Origin of the sequence: Seonamhaeicola maritimus (assembly GCF_008056315.1) — a bacterium.
GTDB lineage: Bacteria > Bacteroidota > Bacteroidia > Flavobacteriales > Flavobacteriaceae > Seonamhaeicola > Seonamhaeicola maritimus.
In genome coordinates this window covers 1772566-1788031 of sequence record NZ_VRKQ01000008.1, presented here as the reverse complement: position 1 = coordinate 1788031, position 15466 = coordinate 1772566, and the positions used below count along the sequence as shown (strand labels likewise).

Genomic DNA, 15466 nt, shown 5'->3' with positions numbered 1-15466 from the left:
AGTTATAAGTTAAAAGTGCTCTTCGGTTTTCAGTCTTCTGCTTCTAACTTTTTATTTTATCAATTTTCAAACTAGCCATTTCAATAGGTGGTTTAGCCAGCTGATTCATTAATTCAGGGGTTTTATTATATAAGAGCTGAATAATTCTATGCGGTGCAAATACGTATTTTTGTCTAAACACATCATCCCACCTTTGTAAAATCTGTTTATTGAAAAAGCTACCTTCTTTAAACTCACTTTTAGATTGCACTTCATCTATTTTAAATGATAATGCATAAGATTCAATCGGTATATCCTTTTTGCTAATGCCTTCTAAAATGGTATGTGTTAATTCGTTTTCATCTTTAGCAAACATGTTATGTAATGGGCCCAGATCAATTCTCTTTATAAGCTTTGGCGATACTTTGGCTAATTTTCTGTCAATACCATAAGCCATGGTATCTAAATTCATTTTTCTATCTGCAACATGTTTCAAAACTTCATATATATCATCTTTATAATCGTTAACCTTATGTCCGTCATAATTGAAGTACATAAAACAAACAAAAGGGCGGTTACTAGCAACATCATAAAAACTCCAACTAGTCAATAAATCGGCTCCTGAATCTATTGGTGCATTAACTATTTTACCTTGAACAAACCGATTGAATATATAGCGTTTATTAACAGAGGAATAGTATACAATTGACGCCGCTTGAAATAACTTACTTCGCTTTATTGGCTCCTTTTTACGCATCAGAGTGTCTAAAAACTCTTCTTGCAGTGTATCAACCGGTGTGAGGTTTCCTAAATAATCGTCACGCAGTTCCAGATCGTTAAATAAATACCGAAACTCTAAATAATTAGGGAACCCAGACTCTGTTAAATCCACCTTCATATTATCCTCATCATCATACATATACTTAATACGCATAGCCTCAACTGAATACAATAGCAAATCGCAGTATTGCCTGAACATATCAAGCTCTTGATTATTGAGAATCCTGTTACGTTGTACAGCAACTATGAGCTCTTTAAACACATAGTCTACCATTTTGTGGTAAAAAATATAATGTTCTTTAGAGTCTAGAATTGCCGAATCTAATGGTGTGGTAATATGATTAATTGACATATTCAATTAGTAATTGACAGATACTTTTGTTTGCGTTAAGGATTAATGCGGTATCCTTTTTTATGACCTTAGACATAAAAAAGATTTAGCGGAAAGCCTGACCACGCTTATTCAGCGTGGTAACGCCCCAATAATTTTAAGATAACAAATCGTCTTCTTCAGCATCTGGTTTAGGGTCTCCTTCTGGAGCATCACCTTCACCCGATGGTTTGTTTGCATCTGCTTTATAATAATCTTCAAAAAGTTCTTTCATATCAATACCATAACGCTCTGCAAAATTCTTTTGGATATCAACATCTTTTGCTCGAATTTCTTGTAAAGCCTCTGCATAACTGCTGTATACACCCTGCATTACTTTTTCATGAACCGGAATATTATCCATCATGTCTTGACGTGCTTTAGCACTTGCTGTATGCATTGCTGCAAGGGTTTCACCTATATGCTCATCGGTTTTAACACCTAAATGCTCTAAAATAGCTGCAAACTCTTGGTCTGTACGTGCTTTTAAAGCCACAATGTAGCCATCATAATACTTCAATCGCTCCTCAGTATCAGATTTTAATTTAGCTCTATGCGTTTGTAAGTTGCTACGTAATGACGTTAGCACCTTAATGGTTAAATTATGCTTGTGTACAAAGCTGTCTTTACTGGCAGCTAGTGTAGTATAAGCATTTTTAATACCTTCTAACTCTTCCACCTTTTGCTCTAGTTCTGTTACTTTACCAATGGCTTGAGCATATTCTGCAGATTGTTTATCTACAATGTCTTCTAACTCTTGTCTAGCTTGCTTTAATAAGGCATATTGTTCTTCAAGTTTATCTTCAACCTCTTTCTTCTTCTCTAAAGCTTTGGTGTGATTTTTAGTAGCTTCTACTATAGCAACCTGTAGTTTGTCTTCAACCTCCTTAATTTCAAGCTCACGGTTCTTTAAACGGGTAACAGCTGCTTGACTTTTATAAGACAACTCACTTAAAAGGGTTTGTACATCGGCATTTTCAATACGCTCTTGAAACATAGCCTTCGCTTTATTATCGGCCGCAGCTCTAACTTTTTCAGCTGCCTTGAGCTCTTCTTGAGCCTTTTTAATCTTGCTTTTTCGTCCCCAAAGGTTGTTCCACCAAGTATCTGGTTTACTTTCGGCATCTTCCAATTCTACTCTGGCGCGTTCTAATGCTTTTTGTGCATCATCAATCACTTTCTGCTCTGTAGCATTTAATGAAGAAAATTTTTCAAATAAAATTCCAACTTCGTCCTGATAATCTGTTAAGTCTTTAATAGCATCAAGAAGTGTAGTTCTATCTTTTTCAGCCATATGCACTACATCATCTAAAGTGGCGTTTAGTATTTTTTGGCGTACTTCAGGGTCGTCTTCTTGAGATAACTTAGATTTCATAGTGTCAATGGCTTTTCCCCAATTAACATCTACTTTCTCTGTTTTTTCATTTGAATTGGTTTCTAATAAATCGAAATCATCAGACATAGTCAGTTTAGTATTTAAGTTGAACAATTTTACGGACAAGCAATTTCGTTAAAAAAGATGACTTTTGAAATAGAAATCACTCAAATAATTGGTATGAATTATTATTAAAATGTTACATCAATTTTCTGTTTTCGATGAAATACATATATATAATGTAAGATTTTATAACTATAACAAGTAATCTAAAACCCTTGAATTTAAAGAAATTAGAGACGAATCATCCCCAAACTATTAACATATTATGTTTATATCCTTTTCATTTTAAATTGTTTAGAGGTCTAATTAATGGTATATTTGAAATGGAATTAACCAGATTTCAGACTTAATTATGTCTTTTAACCTAGCTTCATATATTCTTCTAACTAGTGAATACACTATACTTACAGTTTTAATTGTAGTTGTTATTTTTTTTGCGTTGTTATTGATTTTAGGAATTAGAAAATCCTATAAATTGAAAAAGGAAAATGAAAAACTTAACAAGATAAGTGAAGACCTTGCAAAGAAAAAGGATGAATACAAAGACTTTACTGGAGGTCATATGTACCAATAATACTCAACTGTTATGGGAGCCATATTTATACCTGTAATCTTTTTAATTATAATGGTTTATGCTGTTATAAAAAGAATACGGATTCAGATGAAACTAGATGACACAATCAAAAAGTTTAATACTCTAAAAGATTCTATATGTAATTTAAACGATTCCAATTATGAAATAGGAACTGGTCATTTATACGAATAAAACCTGCTATCATGAAAATTTTAATAACCTACTTGATTCTCTTTTTGAACATACATGAACAAAAAGAATCTCTAGCCACCCTAATTAGTATTTTATCAATATTCTCAATTACAGTACTACTTCTTCTAATTTTAAACCTTATAAAGGTTTACAAACAGAAAAAAAGGATTGAATTTTTAGAAGATCAATTAAATTCATAAAAAAAGCTCACTTTTCAGTGAGCTTTTTTTATATTCTATCTTATTAGCTTTTTATACTTTATTCGTTTAGGCATCAAATCACCCCCTAGTCGTTTCTTTTTGTTTTCTTCATAATCTGAAAAACTACCTTCAAAGAAATATACTTGAGAATCGCCTTCAAAAGCTAAAATGTGCGTACAGATTCTATCTAAGAACCATCTATCATGCGATATTACAACAGCACACCCTGCAAAGTTTTCAAGACCTTCTTCTAATGCTCTTAAAGTATTGACATCAAGATCATTAGTGGGCTCATCTAAAAGCAACACATTACCTTCCTCTTTCAGAGTCATTGCCAAATGCAAACGGTTTCTTTCACCACCAGAAAGTAGGCTTACTTTTTTATTTTGTTCACTTCCTGAAAAGTTAAATCTGCTTAAATAGGCACGAGAATTAACTTGCTTTCCTCCCATCATAACCAACTCCTGTTCATCACTGAAATTTTGCCATATGGTCTTTTCAGGATCAATATTTGTATGACTCTGATCTACATAAGCTATTTTAGCTGTATCACCTACTTGAAACTCACCTTTATCCGGAGTTTCTTCTCCCATTATCATTCTAAAAATGGTAGTTTTACCAGCTCCATTAGGACCAATAACTCCAACAATTCCTGCTTGCGGTAATTTAAAGTTTAAGTCCTCGTATAGTAATTTATCTTCATAGCCTTTACTAACTCCAATAGCCTCAATTACATTAGTCCCTAAACGAGGTCCGTTTGGAATATAGATTTCAAGCTTTTCGTCTAATTGTTTTTGATCTTGGCTCATCAACCTATCATAATTCTTTAAACGCGCTTTTTGCTTAGTCTGACGTCCTTTAGCACCTTGTCTTACCCATTCCAACTCACGTTCCAAGGTTTTTTGACGTTTTGAAGCAGCTTTACCTTCCTGAGCCATTCGTTTAGACTTTTGGTCTAACCAAGATGAATAGTTCCCTTTCCAAGGAATACCTTCACCTCTATCTAATTCTAAAATCCAACCGGCAACATTATCTAAGAAGTACCTATCATGCGTTACAGCAATCACAGTACCTTTATATTGACCTAAATGATGCTCTAACCAATGAACAGATTCCGCATCTAAATGGTTGGTAGGTTCATCTAAAAGTAATACGTCTGGCTCTTGAAGCAATAAGCGACATAAAGCCACCCGACGACGTTCACCACCAGATAATACTCCAATTTTTTTATCACCATCTGGGGTTCTTAAAGCGTCCATTGCAATTTCTAATTTGGTATCTAACTCCCAAGCATTGGCTGCATCTATTTGATCTTGAAGCTCCGCTTGACGGTTCATTAGCTTCTCCATTTTGTCCGGATCGCTATATACCTCTTCTAAACCAAACTGATCATTAATACTATTGTATTCATCAAGAATAGCAACGGTTTCTGCAGCTCCCTCACGAACTACTTCCATTACCGTTTTTTCATCATCTAACTGAGGCTCTTGTTCTAAATACCCTACCGAATAGTCTTGTGAAAAGACTACATCTCCCTGATAATTTTTATCAACTCCAGCAATTATTTTAAGTAAAGTAGATTTACCAGAACCATTTAAACCTAAGATTCCAATCTTAGCGCCGTAGAAAAAACTTAAATATATATTTTTAAGTACTGGTGTATTAGCAGACTGAAATGTCTTTGTAACACCAGACATTGAGAAGATTATCTTTTTATCGTCACTCATTATTTTAGATTAATTAAAATTTTAGAAAATTAGATTTCTTTAGACACGTCCTTTAAGCGCATTAAACACCCAGGCATTGGCAAAAAAGCCGAATCCTACTGCTGCAAAGCCCCAACCGGCTATTTCATCATATCTAAAAGCTCCAAGAGCGATTAAACCTAAACCTACAAAAATCATAATCCAAGTTGCCCATGCTAACACGGTATTTTTATTCATTGCCATATTTTGTGCTATTTATTCTTTTCAGGATAGCAAATATCGCATTTTTAAATAAAAAAGCATTCAAAAATTTGAATGCTTCTTTATTAAGAGTTTGCTAAAAACCCCATTTTCCCCATTTGGTAGTCCCTCATGGCCTCTAAAATCTCTGTTTGAGTATTCATTACATATGGTCCGTAAGACGAAACGGGCTCCCTTAAAGGTTTTCCTGAAAGGAATAGCAACTTAGACGTATCTTTACCTTGAATATGAAACCCTTCTCCATCTTCATTAAAATGAATAAGTTGATTTTCATTTTGCTTTAATGACATTGAATTATTAATCAGAACCTGTCCATTTAATAGGTAAAGCATGGATTGATGCTTATTATTAGTTGGAATATTGAAACTACCTCCTTCTTTAACATTAATCAAATAAGCATTAACTGATGTTTGTGTTTGAATACTTCCAAAAGTTTCATTCAAATTTCCGGCTATAATTTGGATGTTTACCTTTCCATCTTCAGAAGAAATTACTCCAAATTCATCCTTAGATACATGTTGGTAATTGGGTTGTATCATCTTTTTTTCTGCTGGTAAATTCAACCAAAGCTGGATACCTTCAAGAGTACCACCCTTTTCAACAAACTCTTTTCTTGGTCCTTCCGCATGAATAATACCTCTTCCTGCAGTCGTCCATTGTACATCACCTGCTTTTACAACGCTTTCATTACCTAAAGAATCTCTATGTAATTGTTCACCTTGAATCAAAAACGTAATGGGCTCAAAACCACGATGTGGATGTGGCCCTAGATCGAAAGGGTTGTTATCTGCCGAAATTTCATAAGGACCATAATGATGTAATAACACGAACGGATCTATATTATCAATTAGACTTGTTGGAAACGGTTGTCTTAATTTTATTGGTCCCATATTAACGAAATCACTTCGCCCTACTGTTTTTATTGTATTTAATTTCATAATAATTGTTTTTAAAATAGTTTCCATGGAAACTATTTGGTTAAATTTTTTTAGCGAATCTTATCTAAAAGATTGCTTAATTGTTTTGCTTCTTCTTTGGTTAAATTCTCTAATAAATCCTCTTTAAAATCTTTATCTATAGTATCTAACAATTGTAGGCCTTTATCTGTTATTTCAATATGTACTACACGTCGGTCACCAGGACAAGGCAATCTATTAATAAACTCCTTAGCACATAATTTATCCATTAAGCGTGTCGCATTAGGTGCTCTTTCAATCATACGCTCTTTAATAGTTTGCACCTTAATAGCCTCTCCTGCTCCGCGTAGAATGCGCAAAATATTAAATTGTTGGGGTGATATGCCAAAAGGTTTAAAAAACTCATTCTGATGACTGTTAATCCAATTAGCCGTATAAATAATATTAATCAAAGCTTTCACTTTATCATTTACAAACGTTGAGTTTATATCTTTTGAAAGATCTCCCATATTTTTAAAAATTGAATTTCAGCATAAAGTTACAAAGCTTTACTAAATGTGTCTACTTTTAATAATAAAGCTGCGTTTAATTCTTCATTAGTAATTTTACCTTCTGAAAAATTAGCTCCAAATGAAGGAAAGCTAAAATCGGCCACAATATTACCACCCATATAAGGAAATCTACTTTTAGCAATTTCTAGAACACTAGCTCCTCCTCTAGCTCCTGGAGACGTTGCCATAAGCAGCATAGGTTTTTCAGCCCATAATTTTCCATCTATTCTAGACATCCAATCAAAAATGTTTTTAAAAGCGGCTGAATAAGCCCCATTGTGTTCTGCTAATGATAATACCACTCCATCAGATTCTTGAATTAATTTCAAAAATTTTTGCGCATTATCTGGTATGCCATGTTCATTTTCATAATCTATTCCGTAAAGAGGCAGTTCATAATCGTTTAAATCTATAATACTAACTTCGGCTTCTTGAACCAAGTTAGCTGTGTAAGTTGCCAATTGTTTATTTATAGATTCTTTACTGTTACTTCCTGCAAAGGCTATTATATGTTTCATCTGTTATTTGTTTATTCTTTTGTTAAATATATAGGATATAATTAGTAAAATCATTGCTATTATAGCTCCTGCTTGTTCTCCATCTCCAATCATAAAATGAGCAAAAAACGCCAATATAAAAGCAAAGAAAAAGCCAGCATAAGCCCACTCTTTAATAGCTTTAAAATTAGGATTCCAAATTGCAAATAGCCCTAGTAACTTCGCTGCTCCGTAGGGGTAAATGATATATGTTGGATATCCAAAACTTTTAAACATTCCTGATATTTCTTCATGATTAAAGAAATACATACTTGCCGAAAATAGCATTAATAAGGATAATAATCCGGTTGATATATAAAATATAATTTTATCTCTTTTCATTTTACTTTGTTTTGATAGGTCAAAAGTACAACATATATATTTATATTCCTAGGAATATATTTCCATGTTATATTTTTTATGATTTCGTTAACAATTTCCTCAGAAATAACAACTTTTGTACTTTAGCATAAACTAATGACTTAGGATGGATATCAACTTCAACAAAAACGAAGATCACAATAAACTTTTATTATCAGAATTAAACCAAAGACTTGCTAAAGTTAAATTAGGTGGTGGAAAATCTAGAATTGAAAAACATCATTCTAAAGGTAAAATGACCGCCAGAGAACGTGTTGATTTCCTGTTAGATGATAAATCAAAATCTATTGAAATTGGTGCTTTTGCTGGTGAAGATATGTATCAAGAACATGGTGGCTGTCCGTCTGGAGGTGTTGTTGTAAAAATAGGCTATATAAAGGGTAAACAATGCTTAGTTGTGGCCAACGATGCCACCGTTAAGGCAGGTGCTTGGTTTCCTATTACTGGAAAAAAGAATCTTAGAGCACAAGAAATTGCCATAGAGAATAAACTTCCTATTATTTATTTGGTCGATTCTGCCGGAGTTTATCTGCCAATGCAAGATGAGATCTTTCCGGATAAAGAGCATTTCGGAAGAATTTTTAGGAATAACGCTGTAATGAGCAGTATGGGAATCACCCAAATTGCTGCTGTAATGGGTAGTTGTGTTGCTGGTGGTGCTTATTTACCAATAATGAGTGATGAAGCTTTAATAGTTGATAAAACTGGAAGTATCTTTTTAGCTGGAAGCTATTTGGTTAAAGCAGCTATAGGAGAAAGTATTGATAATGAAACTCTGGGTGGTGCCACTACACATTGCGAAATATCTGGAGTTACGGATTATAAGGCTAAAGACGATAAGGACGCTTTAAATACGATAAAAAATATAGTTGACAAAATTGGGGATTATGACAAAGCTGGTTTTAACCGAATAGAAACAAAAAAACCAAAAGATAATCCAGACGATATCTACGGTATTCTTCCAAAATCTAGAGCAGACCAATACGATATGTATGAGATTATAAAACGATTGGTTGATAACTCTGAGTTTGATGAATACAAAGCTGGGTATGGGCAAACAATCATTACCGCTTATGCTCGTATTGATGGGTGGGCCGTTGGTATTGTTGCCAATCAACGTCAAATTGTAAAAACCAAAGGTGCCAAAACCAAACCAAGTGAAATGCAATTTGGTGGGGTAATCTATAATGACAGTGCTGATAAAGCAACTCGATTTATTGCTAACTGTAATCAAAAGAAAATCCCATTGCTTTTTTTACAAGACGTTACCGGCTTTATGGTAGGTAGTAAAAGTGAACACAGTGGCATTATTAAGGATGGTGCTAAAATGGTGAATGCTGTAAGCAATTCAATCGTTCCCAAGTTTACAGTAATAATTGGTAATAGCTATGGCGCTGGTAATTATGCCATGTGTGGTAAAGCTTATGACCCAAGATTAATTGTTGCATGGCCAAGTGCGGAATTAGCAGTTATGAGCGGAAACTCAGCGGCAAAAGTTTTACTTCAAATTGAAAAAGCTTCTTTAGAAAAACAAGGCGAAAAATTTACCAAGGAAAAGGAAGAAGCCCTTTATAAAAAAATCAAAGACCGATACGATAATCAGGTATCCCCGTATTATGCCGCGGCAAGAATTTGGACAGATGCCATTATTGATCCTTTAGATACTAGAAATTGGATTAGTATGGGTATTGAAGCAGCTAATCATGCACCTATCGATAAGCCGTTTAACTTGGGTATACTTCAGGTATAGTTCGCATTTCTTTTTATTTTTTCGTATCTTATAAGTGTAAATCAACAACTTATAAGTCATGGGGACAATAAAAGTATTAAACAAATGGGCGAATAGGCATTCCTATTTACCTCTTGATATTCTACGTGTTGCCTTGGGTGTGTTTCTTTTTATAAAGGGAATAGACTTTATGGGTAATAGCGCAATGTTAGCAGAGCTTTTCAAACCAATTCAAAATATGGCTGGCGGTATGATTATGATTCATTATGTAGCCCCTGCTCATTTTATAGGTGGTTTATTGATAGCGACAGGGTTATTAACAAGATGGGCAATTTTGGCTCAATTACCTATTTTAATTGGGGCAATAGCTATAAATTTTGTTGGAGATATGCATACAACAAACCTAATCCTAGCCATAATTACGATATTAATTTGTGGTTTTTTCTTAGTATATGGTTCAGGCAAACACTCTTTAGATTACTATTTTAAAATGCAGAAATAAGAAAGAGCAACTTAAAGTTGCTCTTTCTGTTTTTAAATTATGACCTAACATAATTACTTCAATAATTCTAATGTTTCTCTACGTTGAATTTTACCAGATCCAGTTTCAACAAATTTCTTAACAGAATGAACAGCCTTAGGTTTTTCAAATTTCTCTAAACTATCAAATGCCGCCGTATCTATTTGGCTTGTATCACCTTGAATAACCAAAACAACTTTTTCGCCTAAAGTTTCATCTGGTATAGAACCAATAAAAAAGCGTTGATCTATAACACCTCTAAGTTTTTTCTCAATCTGCTCAGGAAACACTTTAACACCTCCAGAATTAATCATATTATCATAACGTCCTAACCATTCAAACTCTGTTTTTGAATAAAGTTTTACAATATCATTTGTAACAATTTTTTCATCATTAAGATAAGGTGCATCAATTATCAAACAACCTCTATCGTCCTGAGAGATTTGAATGTTTGGTAGTATTTTATAATGCAAATCATGTGGTCTTCCAATGTTATTAAGCTTTTTTAATGCTATATGTGTAACGGTCTCAGTCATTCCATAAGTAGCATAGACTATACTTGGAAAACTCTTAATTTGTTTTAATATAGCTCCTGAAACAGCAGCTCCTCCAACAATAATAGTCTTAATATTATGGCATCTTTCTATAGAATTACGCAACTGCATAGGGACCATGGCACAAAAATCATAATCCTTTGTGCTATCAAAAACAGGAGTAGCCGAAGGCTCAATAATATCTACTTCAAGGCCCAATATTATAGACCTAACAAGCATCATTCTCCCAGCAATAAAAGTGGCTGGAATACAATGAAGAGCCTTATCTCCAGGGTTTAAATGGAAAAAATCTCCTGTTGCTATAGCCGAATTTACCATAGCCTGCTTGTTTACTTGAATAAACTTTGGTGTACCTGTAGAACCTGAAGTTTTAACTGTTATGCTCTCATTTTGATCTAACCAATCTAATAAGAAATTACCTAAATCTTGTTGGTAAGACTCACCTTCTTTTACGTAACTATACGCTACTTCCATGAGGTCTTCATAAGTATAATGAATACCATTAAGTTTAAACCTATTATGTACTTTATTATAACTAGGAATCATTGCTAATATCTTCTAAAATTTTATAATCTTCTTTTGGAGGAGGCACTACAGCTCCGAATAATTTATCTTTCCAATTGGTCCATTTATACTTTTTAGAAAGAACAAATAGTAATATAGGGAATACTACAAAAACCGGAACAAAAATTTCCATAATACCAATTTTCCCTGGATCTGACATATCTTTTAAAACAGAATGTGTTTGGAAAGCAGTCCAATCTGCGGTTAATAACAAAGCGGTAAACAAATTATTTGCCGCATGAAACCCAAGAGCTAACTCCAAACCTTCATCCATTAGGGTCATTATACCCAAAAACAGGCCGGTTCCTATATAATATACCATGATAACGTAACCTAATTTCTCAACTTCAGGATTCATGATATGAAGCATACCAAACACTACAGAAGTTATAATTAAAGGCACCCATTTATTTCTTGCTAAAACGCCAATTCCTTGCATTAAATAACCTCTAAATAAATACTCCTCAAAACTTGTTTGCAGCGGCACCATAAGTATTGCTATAACACAAAGAATAAGAAATGGTATAAGTTTAAAATTGACTTCATAATTTTCTGGAGTCAAAAAATATTCTACAATAATAAAACCACTTGAAACAACACCCCATAAAATAAATACAAACCAAAACCGTTTCCAATCTATTTTTTTTCTAATGGTTGTTAAGTGTGTTAATGACTGCTTATGTAAATATTTTGATACTAATAAAACTCCTACCAAACCAACCGCAAAAGATAATAGCATTAAAAATAAATTTAAGTTTGGTTCAAGTAGTGATAACATTTTAGATTCATCTAAGTTAGACATATCACTACCATTGGCAAAAGCTTTTGCTATTACTGCAACCGTAAAGGGAATTTGCCCAATTACAACAGCAATTACCACAATTATGACACCAACTAAATACCTCCACCAATCGTGTAATACGTTAAAAGCTTGACTTATATACATACTTTATAAATTAAAATTCCACTCTATTTTTTTATTGTAGCGCAATGTACCATTTTTTACTTGTAAAGGACTATCAAAATTATTTGTAAATAAGCTACCTGTTCCTAATCCTTGGGGTAATTTACTGTTTTTCAAATAAGTATATTGTGCTATGGCATTAAGGCCAACATTACTTTCTAGAGCACTGGTAATCCACCATCCAACATTATTCTTTTCGGCTAAATTAATCCATTCATCACTACCCACATAACCTCCAACTAAACTAGGTTTTAAAATAATAAATTGAGGATTTATGGTTTGTATCAATTCACGTTTATTTGTTACAGAAAAAACACCTATTAATTCTTCATCCAAAGCAATAGGTAATGGGGTTTCTTCGCATAGTTTAGCCATTTCATTTATTTGACCTTGTTTTATAGGTTGTTCTATGGAGTGTAAATCAAAATCTGATAAGGTTTTTAGTTTATCTAGAGCCTCGGAAACAGAAAAAGCGCCATTCGCATCTACACGCAATTCAATTTCTTTTGAAGAAAATGATGCTCTAATTGATTTTAGCAGATTGCACTCTGTTTCAAAATCAATAGCTCCTATCTTCATTTTTATACAACTGAAACCCGCTTTGATTTTATCCTCAATTTGCTGTTTCATAAAGGCTTCAGACCCCATCCAAACTAAACCATTAATTGAAATTGAATCTTTACTTTGTGTAAACTTTGAAGGAAATATTTCAAAAACATCTTCACTTTTTAATGACCTGAAGGCTATTTCTAAACCAAATTGAATGCTTGGGAATTCTAAAAGCTGTTTTAATAATTCCTCAAAACCTAAATTTATATTTTCACAAACCCATTTAAGTTTTTCTTCGTAATCAAGTCTATCATCAGCAGACAAACCTCTAAATAAGCTGCATTCTCCTATGCCTACTTTACCATTTGAATTTAAAATAATAAACCAAGTCTCTTTGGTTTTGAGAATACCACGAGAGGTACCGCTGGCTTGTTTAAAGTTGAGTATGTATTTTTGGTAAGATGCTTTTATCATTTATAATTCTATAAACTCACCAATTTCTAAAAGCATTAAATCTTTTTCCTTCTCAAAGAATTTTCTCTTAGCAGCATCATGATCAATTTCTATATAACCAAATGTGTCAAAATGATATCCCAAAATTTTATCACAGTCAACAAAATCACTTGCAATAATTGCATCGTCTACGCCCATTGTAAAATTGTCGCCTATTGGTAAAATTGCCAAATCTAATTTGGTTTGCATGGAAATTAGTTTCATGTCATATGTTAAAGCAGTATCCCCAGCAATGTAGATGTTTTTGTGCTCCCCTTCAATTACAAAGCCTCCTGGTTGACCACCATAACTTCCGTCAGGAAACGAAGAAGTATGAATAGCATTTACATATTTTACTGTTCCAAAGTCAAAATTCCATTGCCCACCATGATTCATTGGGTGCCCTTCAATACCTAGATTTCCATAATGGGTCACAATTTCATAATTAGAAACAATTTTAGCACCCGTTTTTTTTGCAATAGTCTCAACATCTAAAATGTGATCTTGATGTGCATGAGTAATAAGAATATAATCGGCTGCAAGCTCTTCAATATCAATATTAGATGCATTGGGGTTTCCAGTAATAAAAGGGTCTACCAGAATATTTACGCCTTTAACATGTATGCTTAAACTAGCATGACCTAAAAATGTGATTTTCATTTATTGAGAGTTTAATTTTGATACAGTAAAATAGTGAATTTACTCCAGAATTAAAAATTGTTTTTTACCACCACTTCTGCTAATTGTTACAAAGCGATCGCCGTTGTAAGCTCCATAATAAGGGGTGTAAAATGTATTACCTTTATTGTCTTGAATCTTGTTATATTGAACTCCTGCTTCATCAAAAACAATATCATATAAAGATGTAGATTCTAACCATCCTTTTGAAACTTTCACTCTACCATCTTCTTTTTCTGATAGATTTTTTCCTGAATTTAAAATAACATGCAACTGATTATCTTTAACAAAAGCATTATAAGATGGCGCCGAGGCTCGTTTAAAAATACTTCTTCCCCATTCTAATTCGCCAGCTTTATTAAGTTTAATAACCAATACATTATTATAATGAAACGTTGTTGTCCAATACCCTCCATTCATTCCATTAGATACATAAACTTGCGTGATAAAAAATTCTTCTGCTAACAAATACGTGTTACCTAAACTATCATCCAAAACATAATCAACATAATAACTAGATAATTCTGCTTCCTTATCTTTTTTTCTTTTTGCTTTGTTTTCGCTATACAAATCTTTGTAAACAGATTCTGGTAATTTAAAAACTTTGTTTTCTGTAATTTTCAGATAATCAGTATCTACATTAAAAATTAAAGTTCCCTTTATTTTACCTGCTCTTTCATCTGAATAAAAACCAATTAATCTAATTTCATTATTAATGTTTGAAATAATCAAAGAATTTATATGTTCGTCTTTACTATCATTAACTTTTTCCGTAATAATACCACTTTCTGAAATTTTGTTTAACAAAAAATCATAATTAGCTCTACCCCCTTTTTTTTCACTTCGTCCGTTTAGAAATAACTTGCCTAAAGAGTAAACATTGCGGTTGTCATCAATTGACAAATCATTAGCTTCATAAAACTTCTCTTTGTTTTCTTGATATTCCTTTTTAAATATTAAATCTAAAGTCTCAGAATTAAAAATATGAACCGTATACGAATTAGAATTTTTCTTGATGTTATCTGTAGAGACTACAAAATATTGTCCGTTAGGGGACATTGCAAACCCCGTTTCTCTTTTATTTCCACCAGAAAATATGCTCTGATTTTTCTCTACTTCAGTTCTAAATAGCTTTGTTTTACTATGTGAGCCATCACTAATATTAAACTCATGACAGTAAACTATTCGCTCCTTTTTTGATGGAGAAAATACTGTGAAAATCTTAGTTATATTTCCAAATGACAAGTTGCCATAAACAGATTCTTTTTTATCAATTTCTATGAGTATATTTTTCTTCCTTTCAAGAGATTCATTAAAAACATCAAAAAGCAAATGCTTTTTACTGTTTCTAACAATCCCTGTTAAACCAGAAGGTGAGGTATGTAAAGAAATTACACCTTCGGATTTCACCTTATCCTTAAATTGATTACTCTCAGATACTTTTAATGAGGTTGTTTTTTGTGAATAGCCCATTGATGTTATAAAAACAATTATAACACAGTAGATTAATTTTTTCATGTATTGAAATGAT

Annotated in this window: 17 protein-coding genes; 4 read left to right on the top strand and 13 right to left on the bottom strand. The window is 32.9% G+C overall.

Features of this window, described 5'->3' with window-relative positions; all coding sequences use genetic code 11:
* Positions 1 to 43 precede the first annotated feature (43 nt).
* Together FUA22_RS07430 and FUA22_RS07425 are read right to left on the bottom strand one after the other, a co-directional pair.
* The gene (locus tag FUA22_RS07430; protein WP_147767259.1) at positions 44 to 1111 is read right to left on the bottom strand and encodes a hypothetical protein; all 1068 of its coding nucleotides are present in this window, start codon (positions 1109 to 1111) and stop codon (positions 44 to 46) included.
* 136 nt (positions 1112 to 1247) lie between these two features.
* On the bottom strand, positions 1248 to 2591 hold the full coding sequence (locus FUA22_RS07425) for a microtubule-binding protein (RefSeq protein ID WP_147767258.1): 1344 nt from the start codon (positions 2589 to 2591) through the stop codon (positions 1248 to 1250).
* Positions 2592 to 2919: 328 nt separating this feature from the next.
* Between FUA22_RS07425 and FUA22_RS07420 the strand changes: the two genes are divergently transcribed.
* Both FUA22_RS07420 and FUA22_RS18530 read left to right on the top strand, forming a co-directional pair.
* Complete coding sequence (locus FUA22_RS07420; RefSeq protein WP_147767257.1) at positions 2920 to 3141, top strand: hypothetical protein; 222 nt, start codon at positions 2920 to 2922, stop codon at positions 3139 to 3141.
* 12 nt (positions 3142 to 3153) lie between these two features.
* The gene (locus tag FUA22_RS18530; protein ID WP_206667092.1) at positions 3154 to 3333 is read left to right on the top strand and encodes a hypothetical protein; all 180 of its coding nucleotides are present in this window, start codon (positions 3154 to 3156) and stop codon (positions 3331 to 3333) included.
* A 235-nt stretch (positions 3334 to 3568) separates the two neighbouring features.
* Here the strand turns inward: FUA22_RS18530 and ettA are convergent, their stop codons facing one another.
* The 6 genes from ettA to FUA22_RS07395 form a co-directional block, all read right to left on the bottom strand.
* Positions 3569 to 5260, bottom strand: a complete 1692-nt coding sequence (ettA, locus tag FUA22_RS07415) for an energy-dependent translational throttle protein EttA (RefSeq protein WP_147767256.1) — start codon at positions 5258 to 5260, stop codon at positions 3569 to 3571.
* 39 nt (positions 5261 to 5299) lie between these two features.
* Entirely contained in the window at positions 5300 to 5482 is a 183-nt protein-coding gene (locus tag FUA22_RS18405; protein ID WP_170309866.1) for a CAL67264 family membrane protein, read from the bottom strand.
* A gap of 83 nt (positions 5483 to 5565) precedes the next feature.
* Positions 5566 to 6438 carry a pirin family protein gene (locus FUA22_RS07410; protein ID WP_241664781.1) on the bottom strand — a complete coding sequence of 291 codons (873 nt, stop codon included), beginning with the start codon at positions 6436 to 6438 and terminating at the stop codon, positions 5566 to 5568.
* Between the two features lie 50 nt (positions 6439 to 6488).
* Complete coding sequence (locus FUA22_RS07405; protein WP_147767254.1) at positions 6489 to 6926, bottom strand: MarR family winged helix-turn-helix transcriptional regulator; 438 nt, start codon at positions 6924 to 6926, stop codon at positions 6489 to 6491.
* Between the two features lie 29 nt (positions 6927 to 6955).
* Positions 6956 to 7486, bottom strand: coding sequence for an NADPH-dependent FMN reductase (locus tag FUA22_RS07400; RefSeq protein WP_147767253.1), 531 nt, complete (start codon positions 7484 to 7486; stop codon positions 6956 to 6958).
* Between the two features lie 3 nt (positions 7487 to 7489).
* The gene (locus FUA22_RS07395; RefSeq protein WP_147767252.1) at positions 7490 to 7846 is read right to left on the bottom strand and encodes a DoxX family protein; all 357 of its coding nucleotides are present in this window, start codon (positions 7844 to 7846) and stop codon (positions 7490 to 7492) included.
* A 145-nt stretch (positions 7847 to 7991) separates the two neighbouring features.
* Between FUA22_RS07395 and FUA22_RS07390 the strand changes: the two genes are divergently transcribed.
* Both FUA22_RS07390 and FUA22_RS07385 read left to right on the top strand, forming a co-directional pair.
* Complete coding sequence (locus FUA22_RS07390; protein ID WP_147767251.1) at positions 7992 to 9635, top strand: acyl-CoA carboxylase subunit beta; 1644 nt, start codon at positions 7992 to 7994, stop codon at positions 9633 to 9635.
* Between the two features lie 58 nt (positions 9636 to 9693).
* A complete protein-coding gene (locus tag FUA22_RS07385; RefSeq protein WP_147767250.1) occupies positions 9694 to 10116 on the top strand; it encodes a DoxX family protein in 423 nt (140 codons plus the stop codon).
* Positions 10117 to 10169: 53 nt separating this feature from the next.
* Here the strand turns inward: FUA22_RS07385 and FUA22_RS07380 are convergent, their stop codons facing one another.
* The 5 genes from FUA22_RS07380 to FUA22_RS07360 are packed head-to-tail and all read right to left on the bottom strand — an operon-like array spanning position 10170 to position 15453.
* Positions 10170 to 11234, bottom strand: a complete 1065-nt coding sequence (locus FUA22_RS07380) for an AMP-binding protein (RefSeq protein WP_147767249.1) — start codon at positions 11232 to 11234, stop codon at positions 10170 to 10172.
* On the bottom strand, positions 11224 to 12198 hold the full coding sequence (locus FUA22_RS07375) for a CPBP family intramembrane glutamic endopeptidase (protein ID WP_147767248.1): 975 nt from the start codon (positions 12196 to 12198) through the stop codon (positions 11224 to 11226). The genes FUA22_RS07380 and FUA22_RS07375 overlap by 11 nt, the downstream gene beginning before the upstream one ends.
* Before the next feature lie 3 nt (positions 12199 to 12201).
* Positions 12202 to 13239, bottom strand: a complete 1038-nt coding sequence (locus FUA22_RS07370; protein ID WP_147767247.1) for an o-succinylbenzoate synthase — start codon at positions 13237 to 13239, stop codon at positions 12202 to 12204.
* Positions 13240 to 13917 (bottom strand): metal-dependent hydrolase, encoded by a 678-nt coding sequence (locus FUA22_RS07365; RefSeq protein ID WP_147767246.1) that lies wholly within the window; start codon positions 13915 to 13917, stop codon positions 13240 to 13242. It lies immediately after the preceding gene.
* 39 nt (positions 13918 to 13956) lie between these two features.
* On the bottom strand, positions 13957 to 15453 hold the full coding sequence (locus tag FUA22_RS07360) for a hypothetical protein (protein ID WP_147767245.1): 1497 nt from the start codon (positions 15451 to 15453) through the stop codon (positions 13957 to 13959).
* Between the last annotated feature and the right edge of the window lie 13 nt (positions 15454 to 15466).

What these genes read in the sequence shown, in the direction of transcription:
- FUA22_RS07380 (WP_147767249.1), bottom strand. Translation starts at nt 11,234, where the DNA reads ATGATTCCTAGTTATAATAAAGTACATAATAGGTTTAAACTTAATGGT.
- FUA22_RS07400 (WP_147767253.1), bottom strand. Translation starts at nt 7,486, where the DNA reads ATGAAACATATAATAGCCTTTGCAGGAAGTAACAGTAAAGAATCTATA.
- ettA (WP_147767256.1), bottom strand. Translation starts at nt 5,260, where the DNA reads ATGAGTGACGATAAAAAGATAATCTTCTCAATGTCTGGTGTTACAAAG.
- FUA22_RS07390 (WP_147767251.1), top strand. Translation starts at nt 7,992, where the DNA reads ATGGATATCAACTTCAACAAAAACGAAGATCACAATAAACTTTTATTA.
- FUA22_RS07420 (WP_147767257.1), top strand. Translation starts at nt 2,920, where the DNA reads ATGTCTTTTAACCTAGCTTCATATATTCTTCTAACTAGTGAATACACT.
- FUA22_RS07395 (WP_147767252.1), bottom strand. Translation starts at nt 7,846, where the DNA reads ATGAAAAGAGATAAAATTATATTTTATATATCAACCGGATTATTATCC.
- FUA22_RS07405 (WP_147767254.1), bottom strand. Translation starts at nt 6,926, where the DNA reads ATGGGAGATCTTTCAAAAGATATAAACTCAACGTTTGTAAATGATAAA.
- FUA22_RS07375 (WP_147767248.1), bottom strand. Translation starts at nt 12,198, where the DNA reads ATGTATATAAGTCAAGCTTTTAACGTATTACACGATTGGTGGAGGTAT.
- FUA22_RS18530 (WP_206667092.1), top strand. Translation starts at nt 3,154, where the DNA reads ATGGGAGCCATATTTATACCTGTAATCTTTTTAATTATAATGGTTTAT.
- FUA22_RS07410 (WP_241664781.1), bottom strand. Translation starts at nt 6,438, where the DNA reads ATGAAATTAAATACAATAAAAACAGTAGGGCGAAGTGATTTCGTTAAT.
- FUA22_RS07385 (WP_147767250.1), top strand. Translation starts at nt 9,694, where the DNA reads ATGGGGACAATAAAAGTATTAAACAAATGGGCGAATAGGCATTCCTAT.
- FUA22_RS07370 (WP_147767247.1), bottom strand. Translation starts at nt 13,239, where the DNA reads ATGATAAAAGCATCTTACCAAAAATACATACTCAACTTTAAACAAGCC.
- FUA22_RS07365 (WP_147767246.1), bottom strand. Translation starts at nt 13,917, where the DNA reads ATGAAAATCACATTTTTAGGTCATGCTAGTTTAAGCATACATGTTAAA.
- FUA22_RS07430 (WP_147767259.1), bottom strand. Translation starts at nt 1,111, where the DNA reads ATGTCAATTAATCATATTACCACACCATTAGATTCGGCAATTCTAGAC.
- FUA22_RS07360 (WP_147767245.1), bottom strand. Translation starts at nt 15,453, where the DNA reads ATGAAAAAATTAATCTACTGTGTTATAATTGTTTTTATAACATCAATG.
- FUA22_RS18405 (WP_170309866.1), bottom strand. Translation starts at nt 5,482, where the DNA reads ATGGCAATGAATAAAAATACCGTGTTAGCATGGGCAACTTGGATTATG.
- FUA22_RS07425 (WP_147767258.1), bottom strand. Translation starts at nt 2,591, where the DNA reads ATGTCTGATGATTTCGATTTATTAGAAACCAATTCAAATGAAAAAACA.